The following is an 18,681-nucleotide window of genomic DNA, read 5'->3' on the forward strand; positions in this document are numbered from 1 at the left end:
GTGTAGAAGCCCGGAATGCCGGCGCCGCCTGCGCGGATGCGCTCGGCCAGCGTGCCCTGGGGGTTGAATTCCAGCTCCAGCTCGCCGTTCAGATACTGTTTCTCGAAGGTCTTGTTCTCTCCCACATAGGAGGAGACCATCTTCCTGATCTGACGGGTCTGAAGCAGCAGGCCGAGGCCGAAATCATCAACGCCCGCATTGTTGGAGATGACGGTCAGATCCTTGGCGCCGCTGTCGCGCAGAGCCGTGATCAGGTTCTCCGGAATGCCGCACAGCCCGAAGCCGCCCGCCATCACAGTCATGCCGTCAAAAGTGAGCCCGTCTAGGGCTGTTTTTGCGTCTGGGTAGACCTTGTCCGCCACTGCGCCGTCTCCTTCCCTGAGTAATTCAACGCTCGTTTAATTTGGTCCGGTTTATAGCCGTTTCCAGACTGAAAACCAGCCCCTATTCCGTTGTCGGGGGCTTCTGGTCCGGATGCGCCTCGCCCCGGTGACGGTCAATCTCGACGCCAAGAGCACCGCCGAAAAAGACCGCATAGGAGGTCCAGTAGACCCATAACAGAAAGACGATCAGCGTGCCCAGCGGTCCGTATGTGCTGGGGTTCACGATTGTCGCCACATAGAGGGTGAACCCCTTGGAGGCGACCAGCCAGATCGAGCCTGCGGTGGTCGCGCCGATGATGGACGCCGTCCAGCTGGTTTCACCCGCCCGCTGCATCACAAAGCGATAGAGGAGCACCAGCGCCGTGATCATTGCGAGATAGGAGATCGACCATTCATTGATCAGGCTGGCGCCGAAATCGGCCGCATCGCTGCCCAGCATCCGCAGGGCCGGTCGGATCATGTTGGGAATGGTCAGGATGGCGAGGTTCGCCATAACCAGCAGCGCCCCGCCCGCAATCACCGCGCCCATGGCGAGCAGATTGAAGTGCAGGATGTTGCGCAGATCGCCTCGCCTCGCGATCTGGTTCAGGCCTGCAATGATGGCCTTGGCCCCTCGCGCCGCTGCGAACCAGGCGATGAACAGCGCGATCACGCCCTGCACGGTCAGGGAGGTGTTGGATGAGCCGGCGAGCTGGGACAATTGCGAGGTCAGGAAGGTATGCGCCGAGGGCGGCAGGACGGCTGTCACCTGCAGGCGGGCCACCTGCGCGACGGCGTCATCCTCGGAGAACACAAGACCATAGACCGACGCCGCCACCAGCACGGCGGGCACCAGCGCCAACAGACCAAAGAATCCGGCCCCGCCCGCAAACAGCATCACTTCACGCGCCATCATGCGATCGATTGCGCGAACGGTGACCTTGAGCGCTGGAATGTCCCAGGCGCGGCGGATCAGGGATTTCAGCTTGATCAGCGACATGGAGCGCAGCGTTCAGACCTGTGTGAGACACGGCTCCGGGCGCCGATCGCCTGGAGTCGCGTCTGTTTAGCCCTTCTTGGTCCAGGCTGTCAGCCTAATCCCCCGTCGTTTTTCAGGCTTGCAATCTCTGCATCCGAAAAGCCCCAGTCTCTCAGCACGGTTTCGGTATGCTCACCGGGGACGGGCGCCACGCTCTGGATCGCGCCGGGCGTGCGCGAGAAGCGCGGCGCGGGCGCCGCCTGACGCACGCCCTCCACCTCCACAAAGACCCCGCGCGCCTTCATGTGCGGGTTTTCAGCGGCGGCTTTTGTATCCAGCACGGGCGCGAAACAGGCGTCGGTTCCGTCCAGCAGATCGATCCAGTGCGCCTGGGGCTGGCTGGCGAAGGTCTCTTCAAAGGTCTGGCGCATGGCTGGCCAGCTCTTTGCGTCATACTGAGCCTGCATGGCGGGGTGATCAGACAGGCCAAGCTTGTCGATCAGAAGCTGGAAGAACTCCCCCTCCAGCGCGCCGATGGACACGAAGGCATCGTCCGCGCAGCGATAGGCGTCATAAAAGGGCGCGCCGCCATCGAGCAGGTTCTCCCCGCGCGGCTGGCTCCACATGCCGATGGCGTCGAGCTGATGGACCGCGCCCATGAGATGGGCCGCACCGTCCACGATGGCGGCGTCCACCACCTGTCCTTCGCCAGTCGTGCGCGCATGGTGCAGCGCCGCCAGAACCCCCACTGCGAGATACATGGACCCGCCGCCGAAATCGCCCACCACATTGACGGGCGGCACGGGCTTGTCCTTCGGGCCGATGGCGTCGAGCACGCCGGTCAGCGCGATATAATTGAGGTCATGACCGGCGGCATGGGCGAGCGGGCCGTACTGACCCCAGCCGGTCATGCGGCCATAGACCAGCGCCGGGTTGGCCTTGAGCGCCTCTTCGGGGCCCAGCCCCAGACGCTCCATCACACCGGGCCGATAGCCTTCAAGCACGATATGTGCGCTCTTCATCATGCTCAGGCAGGCTTTGACCGCGCCTGGGCTCTTGAGATTGAACGCTGCAGAACGCCGTCCGCGCGCCAGCACTTCGGCAGGGCCTCCGCCGCCGGCATGGGGGCGATCAATGCGCACCACCTCCGCGCCCAGATCGCTCAGCAGCATCGCGCAGAAGGGCGCGGGGCCCAGTCCAACAAATTCCAGGACTTTAACGCCACGCAAAGGGCCTTGTGCTTTCGTATCGGTCAGCATGAGCAAAATCGCTTTGTGACAATTTCAGGAATCAAAGTTTTGACACTGAACTCAGAACGACACAATCTTGTCGCCTCGGGTCGAGGGGGGCAGACGGGGCGGATGTTTTCCATTGCAGTCATGGGCGATGACGCCAGGGCGCAGGAAACCGCTGAGCATTTGGCTCAAATGGGGTTTCAGGTCGCGCGTCATATCGAACCGGGCTGTGAGGCCGTCGTCAGCTTCGCCTCCGTCAGTTCTGATCTGTCTTCTGAAATCCTGCATCTGGCGATTGGCGGCCATGCGGCCGAGGACGTCGCTGCTCGCCTTCCCGACAATGCGCATCCGATCCAGATCGCGTCGCGCCTGCGCGCCCTGTCGCGTCTGAAGGTCCTGGAGCACACAGCCCAACTGCGTCTGAAAAGCGCGCAGGAAGCCGGCTATCAGCCCGCGCCCGTGCCCGTGAACCAGGACGACTCCACGGTGCTGTTCGTGGGCGCGCCCGGCCCGTCCTTCATGCGCCTGCAGTTTGCGATGTCGCGCGCCGGCATCCAGACGATCGCCGCATTCTCGACCTTCAATGCGTTCGATTACCTGCACGAGCGCACCTTTGACGCGGTGATCCTGAATACGCGTCCGGACGCCGGTCTGGCCCATACGGTGTGCTCGGCCATGCGCCGCAACACCCGGCTCTATCACACGCCGGCGATCCTTCTGACCGCGGACACCGATTACGCGGGCGCGGATGAAGCCTTTGCCCGCGGGGCGTCCGACATCCTGTCGGACAACGCCAGCAATGATGAAATGCGTGATCGCGTGATGGCGCTGGCGTCCGAACGTCGACGCCGCCGTCTCGCCAAGGCCCGCCTTGAGGCCTGTCGCCTGCCCAGCCTGCTCGATACCGAGTCAGATCTCTACAATGAACGCTTCGGCCGCGTGCATCTTCAAAGCCTGATGGACCATGCCGCGGCGCGTCTCGAGCCGATGAGCCTGATCATGCTGGGCGTCAGCGCGCCTCAGGACGCCGGGGCGAACGGTTTCGCCAAGGCGACTAACCAGTTTGCCGGCATGCTGCGCCACTGCGTGCGCGCCGAGGACTTCGTGGTGCGCCTGGCCCGGGACCGCTTCCTCATCGCCCTGCCCAGCACGCCTCAGACAGAAGCGAAAATGGTGTCCAACCGGGTCTCCGCGATCGCCGAGTGCACCGCCTATGAAGGGGCGGATCCGCTCAAGCCCTTCCGGCTCGAACTGACCCCCTCCATCGAGGACGCCGCAGGCGAAACCCAGGCCGACGCGCTGATCGAGCAGATGGTGCGCCGGTCGAACGTCCTGCCCTTCAGCTCCGCCAAGACCGGCTAGGCGGCCTCCTTGGCTTTCCGTGCGGCGTCCGCCACGGGCGCCAGAAGACGCAGCGCGCCTTTCAGACGATCCATGGGCTCAGGGAAGTCCCCCTTGAGAACCAGCGTGTTGTCCGGCCGCAGCTTGTAATCGGCCGGACGTTTCGTCATCAGCTCAACCAGAGCCGCCGGATCGCCGAAGCCATGCTCGCGGAAGGTCGCGACCGCGCCTTTCGGACCGGCATCGAGCTTGGCGACATTCGCCCGCTTGCACAGGGCCTTAAGCGCCACAACCTGCAGCAGGCTCTCAACTTCATCGGGCAGCTTGCCGAACCGGTCGATCAGCTCGGCCGCAAAGCCTTCGCGCTCCTGCTTGGTGTCCAGAGACGACAGACGGCGATAAAGCGCCATGCGTACATCCAGATCGGGCACATAGTCCTCGGGGATCAGCACCGCCGCGCCCACATTGATGGCGGGCGACCAGTCGCGCTCCTCAAGGCTCATATCGCCCTGCAGGCTCGCCACGGCTTCTTCCAGCATGGACTGGTACAGCTCCACGCCCACATCCTTGATGTGGCCCGATTGCTCCTCGCCCAGAAGATTGCCGCCGCCCCGCAGGTCAAGATCATGGCTGGCCAGAGTGAAGCCTGCGCCCAGACTATCGAGCGATTGCAGGATCTTGAGCCGCTTGTCCGCCGTGGCGGTCAGCTTCTGGTTCGCCGGCGTCGTCAGATAGGCATAGGCGCGCGCCTTGGCCCGACCGACCCGACCGCGCAGCTGATAGAGCGGCGCCAGGCCGAACATGTCCGCGCGGTGGATGATCATGGTGTTGGCGGTCGGAATATCGATGCCGGATTCCACGATGGTCGTGGAGACCAACACGTCATACCGCCCTTCATAGAAGGCCGTCATGATGTCTTCGAGTTGCCCGCCCGCCATCTGGCCATGGGCGATGACAAAGCTCACTTCGGGCACCTGCTCGCGCAGGAAGCTGGCGATATCCTCAAGGTCGGAAATACGCGGAGCGACATAATAGCTCTGCCCGCCGCGATAGCGTTCGCGCAGCAGGGCCTCGCGCACCGTCACGCTGTCAAACGGCGTCACATAGGTGCGCACGGCCAGACGATCGACCGGCGGCGTGGCGATGATCGACAAATCGCGAATGCCCGCCATGGACAGTTGCAGCGTCCGCGGAATGGGTGTCGCCGTGAGTGTCAGCACGTGGACGTCTGTCTTGAGCTCTTTCAGGCGTTCCTTGTGCTTGACGCCAAAGCGCTGCTCCTCGTCGATCACCAGAAGGCCGAGATCGGCGAACTTCACCGTCTTGGCGAGAATGGCGTGGGTGCCGATGACGATCTCGCAGGTGCCATCCGCCAACTCCTTGCGGGTGGCGGTGGCTTCCTTGGTCGAGACGAGGCGCGAGAGCTGGCGCACCTTCACCGGCCAGCCCTTGAAGCGTTCCTCGAAGGTCTTGAAGTGCTGACGCGCCAGCAGGGTGGTCGGGGCGACAATCGCCACCTGACGTCCGCTCATGGCGGCCACGAACGCGGCGCGCAGCGCCACTTCGGTCTTGCCGAACCCCACATCGCCACAGATCAGCCGGTCCATGGGCCGACCCTTGGCGAAGTCGGAAAAGACATCGTCGATGGCGTTGAGCTGATCATCCGTCTCCACATAGGGGAAGCGCGCGGCGAACTCCTCATAAAGCCCGCTCGGAGGCGTAATGATCTCGGCGTCGCGGGCATTGCGGGCGGCGGCGATCTTGATCAGCTGATCGGCCATGTCGCGCAGGCGCTGCTTGGCCTTAGCCTTGCGCGCCTGCCAGGCGCCCGCGCCCAGACGGTCAAGCTGCGCGGTTTCGCTGTCCTGGCCATAGCGCGACAGAAGTTCGATATTCTCCACCGGCAGGTAGAGCTTGCTCTCCCCGGCGTATTCGAGCTCCAGACAATCGTGGGGCGCTTCGCCCACCGACAGGGTTTTCAGGCCCAGATAACGCCCCAGACCGTGATCGGCGTGAACCACCAGATCACCCGGCGTCAGCGCGCCCGCTTCTGCAATAACATCAGCGGATTTCTTGCGGCGACGCGGCCGCGCCAGACGGTCGCCCAGGACATCCTGTTCGGCGATGATCGCGAAATCCGACGTCTCGAAGCCATGTTCCAGCGGCAGCACGATCCGGGAGATCGTCTGGCCGCTCATCTTGTTCACGGCGCGCCAGTCATCGGCGGCCATGATGGGTTTTAGGCCATGATCGGACAGCACGCTGGCCAGACGATCAGACGCCCCTTCAGACCAGCTGGCGAACAGGACGCGCTTGCCCGAAGACCTCAGTGAGACTGCGTGTTTGCTGGCTGCTTCAAAGACGTTCTGATCGGCCTGGCGTTCCGCGGCGAAGCTGCGCCCCTGCTTGCCGGACATGTCGATGACGTCATCGCCCGCTTCGTGAAAGGCGGTGAAGCGACGCGTGGCGCGCTGGCCGAGTTGGACGGCCCATTCATCTTCATCAAGATACAGCGATTGCGGCTCAAGCGCGCGATAGGCGGGCGCGCCCATGGCCCCGGCCCCGGATTTCGACGCCAGCTGACGGGCCTCGTAATAGTCGCGGATCTGGGCGAGCCTCTCGTCGAGCGCGTCCTTGGCCAACGGGTCAAGGCCAACCAGAGCGCCCTCGCCCACATAGTCAAACACCGTATCGAGCCGCTCATGAAACAGCGGCAGCCAGTGTTCCGCCCCGGTCGGGCGCGCCCCCGCGCTAACAGAGTCATAGATCGGATCGCCCGAGCCGACCGCGCCGAAATTCTTCAAAAAGCCTGAGCGGAAGCGCGAAATGGCGTCCGCATTCAGAACGATCTCGCTGACCGGTGAGAAGCTGACTGATTTCAGCTGCGTCGTCGTGCGTTGGGTCTCAGGATCAAAGGCGCGCACGGTTTCCAGCACATCGCCGAAGAAGTCGAGCCGCACCGGCTCTTCCGCATCCGCCGGGAAGACGTCGATCACACCGCCGCGAACGGCGTAATCGCCCCGTTCGGTGACGGTGGCGGTGCGCACATAGCCATTCTCTGCGAGGTGCTGTTTGAGCTTTTCTGAATCGAGCACCCCGCCCGGCTTGGCGCTTAGACCGCCGCCGGACAGCGCCGCCTTGGGCGCGCAGCGCTGGATGACGCCCGACACCGTCGAGATCACCAGAAGCGGGCTTGTGTCGGTTGCGTCCCGTTGGGCCAGCGCATGCAGCGCCCCGGCCCGGCGCGCCGCCGTACGCGGGCTGGGGCTGATCCGGTCATAGGGTTGGCAATCCCAGCCCAGAAGCCGCAGCACGGGCAGATCAAGCGCAAAGAACCTTGCCGCCGCCGCAAAGGCGCTGGCGCGGGCTTCGTCGGTCGCGATGTAGAGCCCCACCCCGCCGCGTGCGCGCAAGGCGTCGCAGAAGATCAGCGAGTCAAAGCCTTCCGGCGCGCCGCAAACGGTCAGCGAGTGGGGCGACTGGGCCAGCGTCTTGAAGTCATCCACGTCGAGGCGTCCTCATAGGCTTTCGCCCCCGCGCCAGAATGACGGGGGGTGATTGGTTCTCTGGGTCGTCATCCCGGACTTCATCCGGGACCCATGCCGCGTCCCTACTGGGTCCTGATGTTCGTCAGGATGACGCGGTGTGTTGTGTTAGCTCGATGGACCGTCGCCCTGATCGGCCAGCGCTTCAAAGTCGAAGGCTTTCAGCGCGTCCAGCACCGGCCCCTCATAGTTCGGCGGCGTCTCGATGGTGCCGCAGATCCAGCCATAGACTTCGGTGTCCGGCGCATCGAGCAGACGCTCGAACTCGTCCACTTCCTCCGCCGACAACGAGTAGAGCTTCGTATCTGCAAAGCGGCCCATGATCAGGTCCGCCTCCTTGAAACCCCGCCGCCAGGCGCGGAAGGTCAGACGCTTCAGGCGCGCTTCAGGGTCAATCGGCGTGTTCGGATCGGAAAACGGATTATCACTCATAAGAGCGCATATAGCGCGCGGGTGCGGACGGGTGAAGGGCGAGACTTTCCCGAATCCAGTTGACGGGCGATGCTAGCGCCATGCGCCCACAATCGCTCTTCCCGCTGTTTGCTGATCTCACCACGCTCAAGGGCGTGGGGCCGCGGCTTGCGGCCCTGATGGAGAAGGTGGCGGGACCACGGGTGAAGGATCTCGTCTTCACCGCGCCCACCGGATTGGTGGACCGCACGCACCGGGTGTCGATCTCCGATGCCGGAGATGCCGGCGCGCAGATGCTGGTCACCATCGAGGCGGAAGTGGAGGCGCACATTCCCCGCCCGACGATGAAGCAGCCCTACAAGGTGCGGATGCGCGACGAGACGGGCTGGCTGCATCTCGTCTTCTTCAATGCCAAATCCGATTATCTGCGCCGCATGCTGCCTGAAGGGTCCCGCCGGATCGTGTCGGGCAAGGCGGAACGCTTCGCCAGCGAGATCCAGATCGTCCATCCCGACCTGATCGCCGATCCCAGGGAAATCGAGGACGCGGACCTGTTGCAGCCTGTCTATCCGCTCACCGCCGGGCTTTCGATCAATGTCATGCGCAAGGCCATACGCGAGGCGCTCTCCACCCTGCCCGACCTGCCTGAATGGATTGATGGCCCGCTCAAGGCGCGTGAAGGCTGGCTGGGCTGGCGCGAGGCGCTCTTGGAACTGCACGCCCCGCAATCAGGGCTCGATCTCGAACCGGCCGCGCTGGTCCGCAAGCGCCTCGCTTTTGATGAGCTCTTCGCCCATCAGCTGGCGCTGAAACTGGCCAGGCGCGATCGCAAGGCCCGCAAGGGGCGGCCCCTGTCGGGCGATGGCCGGATCGTCGCCAGGGTGCTCGAGCATGCCCCCTTCGCCCCCACCGGCGCGCAGATGCGTGCGTTCGAGGCGTGCAAGACCGATATGGACTCAAGCCAGCGCATGATGCGGCTGGTGCATGGTGATGTGGGTTCGGGCAAGACCTTCGTCGCCGCGCTCTGCGCCGCCCACGCCGCCGAGGCCGGGGTTCAGACCGCTTTGATGGCGCCCACCGAAATCGTTGCCCGCCAGCACGCCAAGGTGCTGACAGCCCTTCTGGAACCAGCGGGCGTTTCCGTCGTCGCCCTGACCGGTCGCGACAAGGGCAAGCCGCGCAAGGAGATCGAGGCGCAGATCGTGTCCGGCGAGGCCCAGGTCATCTGCGGCACCCACGCCCTCTTCCAGGACAGCGTCGAGTTTGCCGACCTTGGCCTTGTGGTGATCGACGAGCAGCATCGCTTCGGGGTCTCCGACCGTCGCAAGCTGACCATGAAGGGTCGCGCGCCGGATGTGCTCGCCATGTCCGCAACTCCCATCCCGCGCACACTAACCCTCGCCGCCTTTGGCGATCTCGATGTCAGCCGTCTTGATGAAAAACCGGCGGGCCGCATTCCGCCGGACACCCGCGTCGTCTCCGGCGAACGGCTCCATGAGATTGTCGAAGGATTGAAACGCGCCCTGTCCAAGGGGGAGCGCGCCTATTGGGTCTGTCCGCTTGTTGAAGACAGCGATGTGTCTGATCTGGCCGCCGCCGAGGCGCGCCATCACATGTTGAGTGAGATGCTGCCCCAGGCCCGCATCGGTCTCGTCCATGGACGGATGCCGGCGAGAGACAAGCAGAAGGCGGCCGAAGATTTCCGGGCGGGTGAAATCGATGTTCTGGTGGCCACCACAGTGATTGAGGTGGGGGTCGACGCCCCTGACGCCACCATCATGGTGATCGAGCACGCCGAGCGCTTTGGCCTGGCGCAATTGCACCAGCTGCGCGGACGCGTTGGCCGAGGCGACAAGCCCTCAACCTGCCTCCTGCTCTATCACGGACAGCTTGGGGAGACGGCGCGCGCCCGACTCGAGATCATGCGCAGTTCCGATGATGGCTTCGTCATCGCAGAGGAAGACTGGCGCTTGCGCGGCTCGGGTGACCCGCTGGGGCTCAAACAGTCAGGCCTGCCGGATTACCGAATCGCCGATCTTGCCGCTCATGCCGATCTTCTGGAGCTCGCCAGCGACGCCGCCCAGTACGAAACGGCGCGCGAGGAGGTCTTTGCTGGCGAGCGCGGAGAAGCCCTGCGCACCCTGCTATACCTGTTCGAACGCGATGAGGGCGTCCGCCTGATGCGGTCTGGATGAGATAACGCTGGTGAAGCGTCTGAAATTCTGCTAGAACGCCGCTAATCGATTTATGGCCAGGTTTTCGGTCACAAGCGCTTTGCGCTGAACTCCACTCCCTCCACATGTCGATGTCCGCCACAGCTCCACTCGGGGGTTATGGTGCTTAATTCTTGTCTACAAAAGGACACTCAACAATGGCTACCGGCATTGTGAAATGGTTCAACTCCACCAAAGGCTACGGCTTCATTCAGCCTGACGACGGCTCCAAGGACGTGTTCGTGCACGCTTCCGCCGTTGAGCGCGCAGGCATGCCCGAGCTCAAAGAAGGCCAACGCATTTCTTTCGAAGAAGAAGTGGACAAGCGCAGCGGCAAAACCTCTGCCGGTTCGCTGGCGAACGCCGACTAATCTGATCCTCATCCGATCAGAGAAAACCCCCGGGCCAACGCCCGGGGGTTTTTCTATGCCTGGGTGTCCGACTCCTCATCGGTCTGATCAGAGGGCGGCGTGTCATCGGGCATCAGGCCTGCGCCCGCCTTGCCCGGTTCGGCCTGCGGAATCGCCCCGTCCGGCAGACGGTCCGGCGTGACCATGCCAAAGGAGATGATCAGCTTGGCCGCTTCTTCCACGGTGAGATCGAGCGGAATGGCCTTGGAGCGCGGCACGAAGAGCAGAAAGCCCGAAGTCGGGTTCGGCGTTGTCGGAATGAACACGCCGATCACTTCATCGCCCTTGCCCACAACCGAACGGATCACGCCGCGCCCGGCCGAGGCCACGAACGCCACCGCATAGCTGCCCGCCATGGGGTATTCCACCAGCACCACTTCCTTGAACGAGTTTTGCTGGCCCTGGAACACGGTTTCGACGATCTGCTTCAGAGCCGCATAGATGTTGCGGATCAGCGGCACGCCATTCAGGACGCGCTCGCCCAGATCCAGCAGGCTGCGGCCAAAGATGTTCGCCGCAAGCGCGCCCAGAAGGGTCAGGCCCAGCACCGCGATCAGCAGGCCCATGCCCGGTATGGCGAAAGGCAGATAGCTTTCAGGGTTGTAGCGTGCGGGAACCAGGGGCTTGATGACCCGGTCCACGAACGTGACGAAGCTGTAGATCAGCCAGAAGGTGATGCCGATCGGCGCGGCGACGACGACGCCGGTCAGGAAGCGGTTGCGGAGCCAGCGAAGCACGGGGCGTCACTCCATCTAGAGCGCCCAAATCAGACGCCTGACTGAAATGCCTGTGAACAGGAGCAGAATCAAGGCGGACCCTTGCTGTTCCTCCCCCATGAGGCGTAAGAGTGTGCATATGACCGGCCCCTTCAACCTCCCTCTTTCCGCTTGGCTCCGTTGGGGCCTGATCACCGCTGTGACCGTGTTCATGTCCCTTGTGGCGCTCAGCGCCGTGATCATGCGCGATCAGATCTTCCAGACCTTCCTTGACCCCGGTGTGCCGTTTCAGACCTATGACCGTCCGCCGGCCCCGGATTACACTCAGGACGATGCCTGGGCTGCGCGCCCGGAGGTGCGGATTGGCGATGAAGCAGGCCATCCGGCCGTGTTTTTCATTCACCCGACCACCTATGACGGCGGCTCGCACTGGAACGCGCCCTATGATCGGCCGCAGGAAGCGGTGGAGGTGGCGCAGATCATTCTGCCCAATTATGCAGCGCCCTTCCTCGTGGAGGATGTCCAGCTCTACGCCCCGCGCTATCGCCAGGCCTCACTCTACACCTTCATGAATAATCGTGAGGATTCCGTGCTGGCGCGCGAACTGGCGCAATCGGACGTTCAACGCGCCTTTACGCAGTTCCTGCGTGAGCTTGATCCCGAACAGCCCTTCTTCCTGGTGGGCGTCGGTCAGGGCGGCGCGATCGGGCTTGATGTGCTCGCCCGGCGCGTTGCTCCCGATGAGGACGTGCGTCGACGCCTGATCGCAGCCTACATCATCGAGGCGCCCACCCCGCTCGATCTTCTGGCCGGTCCGCTGTCGACCATACCGGTTTGCACCGATCCGGCTGAAGCGCGATGCCTGACGGGCTGGATTGCGGTCCGCCCTGAAGAGACAGGCCGGATCGAAGCCATAACCCTGCGCTCGCGCGCCATTGATGCACAGGGGCAGATCAGCCCGATCGAGGATCGCGCCCTGTTGTGCGTCAATCCCGTCCTCTGGACGGCGAATGAGGACTACGCCCCGGCCCGCCTGCACAAGGGGGCTGCTGCGGCGGCGGAGCTCAGCCTCAGTGATGCGCCCTCGCCCATGACCAACCAGACCGGCGCGCAATGTCAGGGCGGGCTTCTGATGATCGATCAGCCTCGCGCCCGCGCTCTGCGTCGTCCCGGGCGCTTGGCGGAGGATCGCCGTGTGCGTCCTGCGAACCTGTTCTACATGGACATTCGCGCCAATGCGCAGGCGCGTCTGGACACGCTGCAGGCGATCCTGGCGGACGAAGCGCGATATGCGCCGCCGCTTGATGCCCCGGTCGAGGTCGAGACCGCCCCGATCACGCCGATTGACGGCTAGCGCTCGTTTCGAAGCTTGTTGACGATGTTCGTGGTGGAGAGACCATCCATCAGCGGCGCGAGCACGATCTCGCCGCCGCTTCTGCGCATGAAGTCCGCGCCCGGAAGCTCCTCCGCCACATAGTCTGCCCCCTTGATCATGACATGAGGCGCGACCTCCTCGATCAGGGCGGCGGGCGTGTCCTCCTGGAAGATCACGACCCGGTCAACCATCTCGAGCGAGGCCAGCATGGTGGCGCGGGTCATTTCGTCATTGATGGGACGGTTCTCGCCCTTCAGTCGCTTGACCGAGGCGTCGGCGTTCAGTCCTACGATCAGACGGTCACAGACCGAGGCGGCATGGCGCAGCACCGACAAGTGACCAGGATGCAGCAGATCAAAACAGCCATTGGTGAAACCGACCTTCAGGCCGTTCTGACGCCATTCGTGCGAGAGCTTCGCCATGGCCGGGCGGGACATGATGCGCCAGTCCGGCGCTTCCTGCCCGGCTTCGGCGGCGTCGAGCACTTCTTCAGGGGACACGGTTGCTGTTCCGGGTTTCCCGACCGCGACGCCCGCAGCGAGATCGGCGAAGGCCATCGCATCCTTCAGGGCCGCGCCCGCCGCCATCGCCAGCGACAGGCCGGCCAGAGCCGTGTCGCCCGCACCGGAAACGTCATAGACCTCGCGGGGGCGAGACCTGTGATGATGCACCGCTCCGTTTTCATCCAGAAGCGTCATGCCCGCCCCGCCTCGGGTCACCATGACCGCATCGGTCCGCGCCAGGCTGGTCTTGAGGGCCATGAGCGCATCCGCCGCCGTCTCATCAGAGCGGACAGGCAGTCCGGTTTCCGCTTCCAGCTCGCCCGCATTGGGCTTGATGATGCTGGCGCCGTCATAGCGCGAATAGTCAGAACCGCGCGGATCCACGCTGACTGGCTTTCCGGCCTCGCGCGCCAGAGCAATGGCCGCCTGGACGAGATCGCGCGTGATGACGCCTCGCCCATAGTCTGAAACAATAAGAATGTCAGAGTCTTGAAGGGCTGTCTTGATGCGAGCCAACAAGACCTGCTCCGTCTCGGCGTCTATGGCCGCGCCCGGATCCCGATCCACGCAGAACATCTGCTGGTTGTTGGAGACATATCGGATCTTGGACGGGGTGGGACGGCCTGAGGTTCGCACCACGCCGTCCGCATCGCCACAGGCGGCCTTGACCAGCTCGACTGCGGCTTCACCATCCGCATCCGTGCCCGCCACCGAGATCAGTCGCACTTCACCGCCCAGGCTGGACAGATTGCGCGCCAGATTCCCCGCGCCCCCCAGCATCGCGGTCCGGCGCTTCTCGGAGAGGATCGGCACTGGCGCTTCGCGGGAAATCCGATGCGTATCGCCATAAACGAAGCTGTCATACAGCAGATCGCCCAGCACGACGGCGCGGCGGTTCTGGATGGCGGCCAGGATATGCGCGGCCCGTTCACGCAACATGACGCTCTCCTGAGCGATTAGAGCTGAATGACGGGATTGGACTTGGCCAGCGCGTCAAAGGCCATCAGATCGCGCACCACTTCTTCGAAACGATTCAGCGGGATCATGTTGGGACCGTCTGACGGGGCATTATCCGGGTCCGGGTGGGTCTCCATGAAGACGCCGGCGATGCCCAGAGACACCGATGCACGCGCCAGATGCGGCGCATACTGGCGCTGACCGCCCGACGAGCCGCCCTGACCGCCCGGCTGTTGCACCGCATGGGTCGCATCCATCACGACCGGCGCGCCCGTTTGCTTCATGATCGGGAAGCTGCGCATGTCCACGACAAGAGTATTGTAGCCAAAGCTGGCGCCGCGCTCGGTGGCGATGACATTGGCGTTGCCCGCGCCGGTGATCTTGCCGATCACATTGGGCATGTCCCACGGGGCCAGGAACTGGCCCTTCTTGACATTGATCACCTTGCCGGTTTTCGCCGCAGCGATCAGAAGGTCGGTCTGACGGCACAGGAAGGCCGGGATCTGCAGGATGTCTGCGGCCTCGGCGACAATCGCGCACTGTTCCTCGGTGTGGATGTCGGTCAGCAGCGGCAGGCCGGTGGTCTCCCGAATCTCGTTGAACACATCCATGGAGGCGGACAGGCCAAGCCCCCTCTTGCCGGACAGGCTGGTGCGGTTCGCCTTGTCGAACGAGGTCTTGTAGACGAGCTTCACGCCGGTCCGGTCCGCGATCTCCTTCAGCGCCTGGGAGACCTCGAGGCCATGTTCGCGGCTTTCCAGCTGGCACGGTCCGGCGATGATGGTCAGAGGCTTCTCATTGCCCATTTCCAGCACGCCGCCATGAGGCAGCGGAATTTCAACGACAGTGTTCGGATTCATGAGAAAGCGTCTCCACTTGGCGCTTGGTCCTGGGGCGACTGCGTCGCATCCTGATCCAGAGGATATAAGGCGCCGTATAGCCTGACACCATCCCTCGTCCCAGAAGGCATGCATTCACACCCATGGCCGATCCGAACCCGCCCGTCATTGTCTGGTTTCGACAGGACCTCAGACTGGCCGACAATCCCGCGCTTCAGGCCGCAGCCGCCACCGGCGCGCCTGTGATCCCGGTCTACATTCTGGATGATGACGCTCCCGGCGACTGGAGACCCGGCGGCGCCAGCCGATGGTGGCTTCATCATTCTCTCGCCTCACTTGCCTCCGACCTTCAACAGCTGGGCGGCGAGCTTGCCCTGATGAAGGGCGAGGCGCAGGAACAGCTGGATGCGCTGATCGAACAAACGGGCGCGGACGCGGTCTTCTGGAACCGGCTGTACGAACCCTGGGCGCGCAAGCGCGATGAAGCGATCAAGTCTTCCCTCAAGGATCGTGGCGTCAGGGCGCGATCCTTCAATGGCTCATTGATCGTGGAGCCCTGGGACATCGCCACAAAAACAGGCAATCCCTACAAGGTCTTCACCCCGTTCTGGAAATCGCTGAAAGCCGATCACACGCCTGCAGAACCAACGGGCCGGCCGGACGCCTTGCAGCTTCACGCCCATGAGGGCGGACTGTCGCTCGATGATCTGGACCTTCTACCCACGAAACCGGACTGGTCCGGCGGCCTCCAGGAGAACTGGACGCCGGGCGAAGCGGCGGCCCATGGCCGGCTGGGACAGTTTCTCAAGGCTGCAGTCTCTGACTATTCCGACCGGCGCAATCTGCCCGGTCAAAGCGGCACCTCACGGCTGTCGCCCCATCTGCATTTCGGCGAGATCAGCCCGCGCCAGGTCTGGCATGCGGTCAAGCAATCCGATCATGCCCGAACGGGCGGCGCGGACACCTATCTCAGCGAGATCGCCTGGCGCGAGTTCAGCTACAACTTGCTTTACCACTTCCCTGATCTGCCCGAAGCGAATTTCCAGTCCAAGTTCGACGCGTTTGAATGGGACGAGTGTGAGGACAAGCTGAAAGCCTGGCAAAAGGGCCAGACCGGCTATCCGATCGTGGATGCGGGCATGCGCGAGCTGTGGGCGACGGGGTGGATGCACAATCGCGTGCGCATGATTGTCGCAAGCTTCCTGATTAAGGACCTCTTCATCCACTGGCGTCGCGGTGAGGACTGGTTCTGGGATACGCTCGTGGACGCCGATCTCGCCAGCAATGCGGCATCCTGGCAATGGACCGCCGGCTCGGGGGCGGACGCCGCGCCCTATTTCCGCGTCTTCAATCCGGTCGGACAGTCGGAAAAGTTTGATCCGAAGGGCGACTATCTTCGTAAGTGGATACCAGAGCTTGCGGATTTGCCCGACAAGGTCATTCACGCGCCCTGGACGGCAGAGAAATCCGTGTTGTCCCGAGCCGGAGTGACCTTGGGGGAGACCTATCCCGAGCCGATCGTGGACCATGGTGAAGCGCGCAAGCGCGCCCTCGCCGCATTTGAAAAGATCAAGGACGCCGGATGAGCCCCAATTTGACCTCTCTCAACTCGCCTGCCCGCATCGCCGTCATTGGCGCAGGCGTGTCCGGTCTCGGCGCCGCTTGGGCGCTGCGCAATGTCCATGACGTCACCGTGTTCGAAAAACGCGACCGGCTCGGCGGCCACGCCAATACCGTCCGCATCGATTACGATGGCGCCGAGATCGATGTGGACACGGGATTCATCGTCTTCAATCCGCTCAATTATCCCAATCTGATCGCCCTCTTCGCGCATCTGGGCATCGAGAGCTTCCAGACCGATATGAGTTTCGGCTTCAGCCTGGATCGCCGATTTGAATGGTCTTCCAATGGGCTGTCCGGTCTCTTTGCGGACCCCGCCAACCTTTTCAATCTGCGCTATCTGGGCATGCTGCGCGATATCCTGACCTTCAACCGTCAGGCGCAACGCGACCTGGAAGCGGGTGGATTCGAGGGGCTGAGCCTGGGCCAGTATCTCGACAAGCTGAAACTCGGCGAGGCCTTCCGCACGCAATATCTCCTGCCCATGGGCGCGGCGATCTGGTCGACCTCCGAACATGCGATGGCCGATTATCCGGCCGAGACCTTTGTGCAGTTCTTCAAGAACCACCGTCTGATGCACGCCAAGCGTCCCAAATGGCATACGGTCAAGGGCGGCAGCCGAACCTATGTGCGCAAGATCGAAGCGGATCTTCACGATGCGGGTGTCGCCTTCCGCAGTGAGGCTGTCAGCGTTCGCCGTAATGCGACTGGCGTCACCGTCACCGACGCGACCGGCGAAAGCCATCAGTTCGATGAAGTCATCCTCGCCTGCCATTCCGATCAGGCGCTGCGCCTGCTTTCGGACGCGGACGAGAACGAGCGTCAGATGCTGGGCGCGATCCGTTATGGCGCTAACGAAGCGGTCCTGCACTGCGACACCACCCTGACTCCAGCCCGAAAGGGCGCGCAGGCCGCCTGGACCTATCTGCGCGAAGGGGGTGAAGAAGCGGCGGTCACCTATGACATGAATCGATTGCAGGGCATCCGGTCCGACAGGCCGCTGTTCGTGACGCTGAACCCGGTGCGCCAGCCGCGCGAGGAGACGGTGTTCGGGCGCTATCAGTACGATCACCCGCAATTCAATGCGCCGGCGCTGGCCGCGCAACGGATCTTCAATTCAATCCAGGGCGTGCGCCATACCTGGTTCGCCGGCGCCTGGCTCGGTTATGGCTTCCATGAGGACGGTTTCCGCTCCGGCCTTCGCGTGGCCCTGAGGCTGGGCGGCCAGATTCCCTGGGCGTTCGTCGAAGGCGATGTGGACGGCGGACACTGGGCCCGCCCCGCCCCCTGCAAACCCGCCGCCGCCCATGTCGCGGCCGAGTAATATGGCTGACGCCGCTCCCCCTCCTGGCGCGCTATATATCGGCAAGACCGTGCACGAGCGCCGTGCGCCTTTCCTGCACCGGTTCAGCTACCGGCTGGCGTCGATCCTGCTGGATCTGGACCGCTTGCCGGAGGCCAGTCGTTTGAGCCGGCTCTTCTCGATCGGTCGGTTCAATCTCTTCAGCTTCGAGCCCCGGGATCATGGCCCCCGCGATGGTGGTGATCTGTCAGGCTGGGCGCGGCGGCTTCTATCCGAACACGCGATTGAACTGACCGAATCCGACACCATCACGCTGCTGAGCGCGCCTCGGGTGCTCGGCTATCAGTTCAATCCGCTGTCGATCTATTTCGCCTGCAGCCCTGATGGACGGCTGAAGGGTGTGATCTATCAGGTCCACAACACGTTCGGCGACAGCCATTGCTATGTGGCGAAGGCCCAACCGGGCGACCTACAGACCCATGACGCGGATAAGGTCTTTCACGTTTCGCCCTTCTTTGACCGGGCGGGACGCTATGAGTTCACCCTGCGCGAGCCCGGCGATCGCTTTCATCTAACCATCTTCAAACAGCGTGATGACGGTCCGGATTTCCTCGCGACCATGGCGATGAAACGCGAGGCGCTGACTTCTTCTCGCCTTGTGAAACTATTCGTGACCCAGCCCTTCTCCAGCCTCAAGACCATCCTGGCCATCCACTGGGAAGCCTTGCGTTTATGGATCAAGGGCGCGGTCTATCACAGCCGTGACGCCTCTCACCCTGAAGCGTCCACAGCCCGTCCCGTTTCCCGTTCGGATCGCTCTGGATTTGGCGTCGGACGGAATTAATTGTAAACTTAACGTTATACGCGAGTGC

15 protein-coding genes are annotated in these 18,681 nt (G+C 63.3%); 7 read left to right on the plus strand and 8 right to left on the minus strand.

All coding sequences use genetic code 11. The annotated features are described in order from the left end of the window. From B2Z70_RS11280 to B2Z70_RS11290, 3 genes are all read right to left on the minus strand, one after another. A partial coding sequence (locus B2Z70_RS11280) for a CoA transferase subunit A (RefSeq protein ID WP_349682218.1) occupies positions 1 to 302 on the minus strand: 302 nt, incomplete at its 3' end. Positions 303 to 444: 142 nt separating this feature from the next. Then, positions 445 to 1,362, minus strand: a complete 918-nt coding sequence (locus B2Z70_RS11285) for a YihY/virulence factor BrkB family protein (protein ID WP_292983360.1) — start codon at positions 1,360 to 1,362, stop codon at positions 445 to 447. Between the two features lie 89 nt (positions 1,363 to 1,451). Continuing rightward, positions 1,452 to 2,600, minus strand: coding sequence for a CaiB/BaiF CoA transferase family protein (locus B2Z70_RS11290; protein ID WP_292983362.1), 1,149 nt, complete (start codon positions 2,598 to 2,600; stop codon positions 1,452 to 1,454). Between the two features lie 102 nt (positions 2,601 to 2,702). Between B2Z70_RS11290 and B2Z70_RS11295 the strand changes: the two genes are divergently transcribed. Next, positions 2,703 to 3,938 (plus strand): diguanylate cyclase domain-containing protein, encoded by a 1,236-nt coding sequence (locus B2Z70_RS11295; RefSeq protein WP_292983364.1) that lies wholly within the window; start codon positions 2,703 to 2,705, stop codon positions 3,936 to 3,938. Here B2Z70_RS11295 and mfd read toward each other — a convergent pair. Next, a complete protein-coding gene (mfd, locus tag B2Z70_RS11300) occupies positions 3,935 to 7,423 on the minus strand; it encodes a transcription-repair coupling factor (protein WP_292983366.1) in 3,489 nt (1,162 codons plus the stop codon). The genes B2Z70_RS11295 and mfd overlap by 4 nt on opposite strands. A gap of 147 nt (positions 7,424 to 7,570) precedes the next feature. Next, complete coding sequence (locus B2Z70_RS11305; RefSeq protein ID WP_292983368.1) at positions 7,571 to 7,894, minus strand: FAD assembly factor SdhE; 324 nt, start codon at positions 7,892 to 7,894, stop codon at positions 7,571 to 7,573. Positions 7,895 to 7,974: 80 nt separating this feature from the next. On the opposite strand from B2Z70_RS11305, the gene recG reads away from it, so the two are divergent. Then, positions 7,975 to 10,068: an ATP-dependent DNA helicase RecG gene (gene recG, locus B2Z70_RS11310; RefSeq protein ID WP_292983370.1), complete on the plus strand. Its 2,094-nt coding sequence runs from the start codon at positions 7,975 to 7,977 to the stop codon at positions 10,066 to 10,068. Between the two features lie 176 nt (positions 10,069 to 10,244). Beyond that, positions 10,245 to 10,457 carry a cold-shock protein gene (locus tag B2Z70_RS11315; protein WP_009800850.1) on the plus strand — a complete coding sequence of 71 codons (213 nt, stop codon included), beginning with the start codon at positions 10,245 to 10,247 and terminating at the stop codon, positions 10,455 to 10,457. Between the two features lie 53 nt (positions 10,458 to 10,510). On the opposite strand, the gene B2Z70_RS11320 is transcribed toward B2Z70_RS11315, so the two are convergent. Beyond that, positions 10,511 to 11,233 (minus strand): DUF502 domain-containing protein, encoded by a 723-nt coding sequence (locus B2Z70_RS11320; RefSeq protein ID WP_009800849.1) that lies wholly within the window; start codon positions 11,231 to 11,233, stop codon positions 10,511 to 10,513. Positions 11,234 to 11,411: 178 nt separating this feature from the next. On the opposite strand from B2Z70_RS11320, the gene B2Z70_RS11325 reads away from it, so the two are divergent. Continuing rightward, positions 11,412 to 12,566, plus strand: coding sequence for a DUF3089 domain-containing protein (locus B2Z70_RS11325; protein ID WP_292983373.1), 1,155 nt, complete (start codon positions 11,412 to 11,414; stop codon positions 12,564 to 12,566). On the opposite strand, the gene rfaE2 is transcribed toward B2Z70_RS11325, so the two are convergent. Together rfaE2 and kdsA are read right to left on the minus strand one after the other, a co-directional pair. Next, a complete protein-coding gene (gene rfaE2 / locus B2Z70_RS11330; protein WP_009800847.1) occupies positions 12,563 to 14,029 on the minus strand; it encodes a D-glycero-beta-D-manno-heptose 1-phosphate adenylyltransferase in 1,467 nt (488 codons plus the stop codon). The genes B2Z70_RS11325 and rfaE2 overlap by 4 nt on opposite strands. Before the next feature lie 17 nt (positions 14,030 to 14,046). Continuing rightward, complete coding sequence (kdsA, locus tag B2Z70_RS11335) at positions 14,047 to 14,907, minus strand: 3-deoxy-8-phosphooctulonate synthase (protein WP_009800846.1); 861 nt, start codon at positions 14,905 to 14,907, stop codon at positions 14,047 to 14,049. Positions 14,908 to 15,029: 122 nt separating this feature from the next. Between kdsA and B2Z70_RS11340 the strand changes: the two genes are divergently transcribed. The 3 genes from B2Z70_RS11340 to B2Z70_RS11350 are packed head-to-tail and all read left to right on the plus strand — an operon-like array spanning position 15,030 to position 18,653. Next, positions 15,030 to 16,472, plus strand: a complete 1,443-nt coding sequence (locus B2Z70_RS11340; RefSeq protein ID WP_292983376.1) for a cryptochrome/photolyase family protein — start codon at positions 15,030 to 15,032, stop codon at positions 16,470 to 16,472. Beyond that, a complete protein-coding gene (locus B2Z70_RS11345; protein ID WP_292983378.1) occupies positions 16,469 to 17,830 on the plus strand; it encodes an NAD(P)/FAD-dependent oxidoreductase in 1,362 nt (453 codons plus the stop codon). The genes B2Z70_RS11340 and B2Z70_RS11345 overlap by 4 nt, the downstream gene beginning before the upstream one ends. A 1-nt stretch (position 17,831) precedes the next feature. Next, entirely contained in the window at positions 17,832 to 18,653 is an 822-nt protein-coding gene (locus B2Z70_RS11350) for a DUF1365 domain-containing protein (protein WP_292983380.1), read from the plus strand. The last annotated feature ends 28 nt before the right edge of the window (positions 18,654 to 18,681 follow it).

It is taken from the genome of Oceanicaulis sp. UBA6590 (assembly GCF_002433705.1).
Classification (GTDB): Bacteria; Pseudomonadota; Alphaproteobacteria; order Caulobacterales; family Maricaulaceae; genus Oceanicaulis.

Bases quoted from the DNA above. Each gene is read 5' to 3' on its own strand.
- rfaE2 (WP_009800847.1), bottom strand. From the start codon at position 14,029: ATGTTGCGTGAACGGGCCGCGCATATCCTGGCCGCCATCCAGAACCGC.
- B2Z70_RS11350 (WP_292983380.1), top strand. From the start codon at position 17,832: ATGGCTGACGCCGCTCCCCCTCCTGGCGCGCTATATATCGGCAAGACC.
- B2Z70_RS11305 (WP_292983368.1), bottom strand. From the start codon at position 7,894: ATGAGTGATAATCCGTTTTCCGATCCGAACACGCCGATTGACCCTGAA.
- B2Z70_RS11315 (WP_009800850.1), top strand. From the start codon at position 10,245: ATGGCTACCGGCATTGTGAAATGGTTCAACTCCACCAAAGGCTACGGC.
- kdsA (WP_009800846.1), bottom strand. From the start codon at position 14,907: ATGAATCCGAACACTGTCGTTGAAATTCCGCTGCCTCATGGCGGCGTG.
- B2Z70_RS11345 (WP_292983378.1), top strand. From the start codon at position 16,469: ATGAGCCCCAATTTGACCTCTCTCAACTCGCCTGCCCGCATCGCCGTC.
- recG (WP_292983370.1), top strand. From the start codon at position 7,975: ATGCGCCCACAATCGCTCTTCCCGCTGTTTGCTGATCTCACCACGCTC.
- B2Z70_RS11285 (WP_292983360.1), bottom strand. From the start codon at position 1,362: ATGTCGCTGATCAAGCTGAAATCCCTGATCCGCCGCGCCTGGGACATT.
- B2Z70_RS11290 (WP_292983362.1), bottom strand. From the start codon at position 2,600: ATGCTGACCGATACGAAAGCACAAGGCCCTTTGCGTGGCGTTAAAGTC.
- B2Z70_RS11340 (WP_292983376.1), top strand. From the start codon at position 15,030: ATGGCCGATCCGAACCCGCCCGTCATTGTCTGGTTTCGACAGGACCTC.
- B2Z70_RS11295 (WP_292983364.1), top strand. From the start codon at position 2,703: ATGTTTTCCATTGCAGTCATGGGCGATGACGCCAGGGCGCAGGAAACC.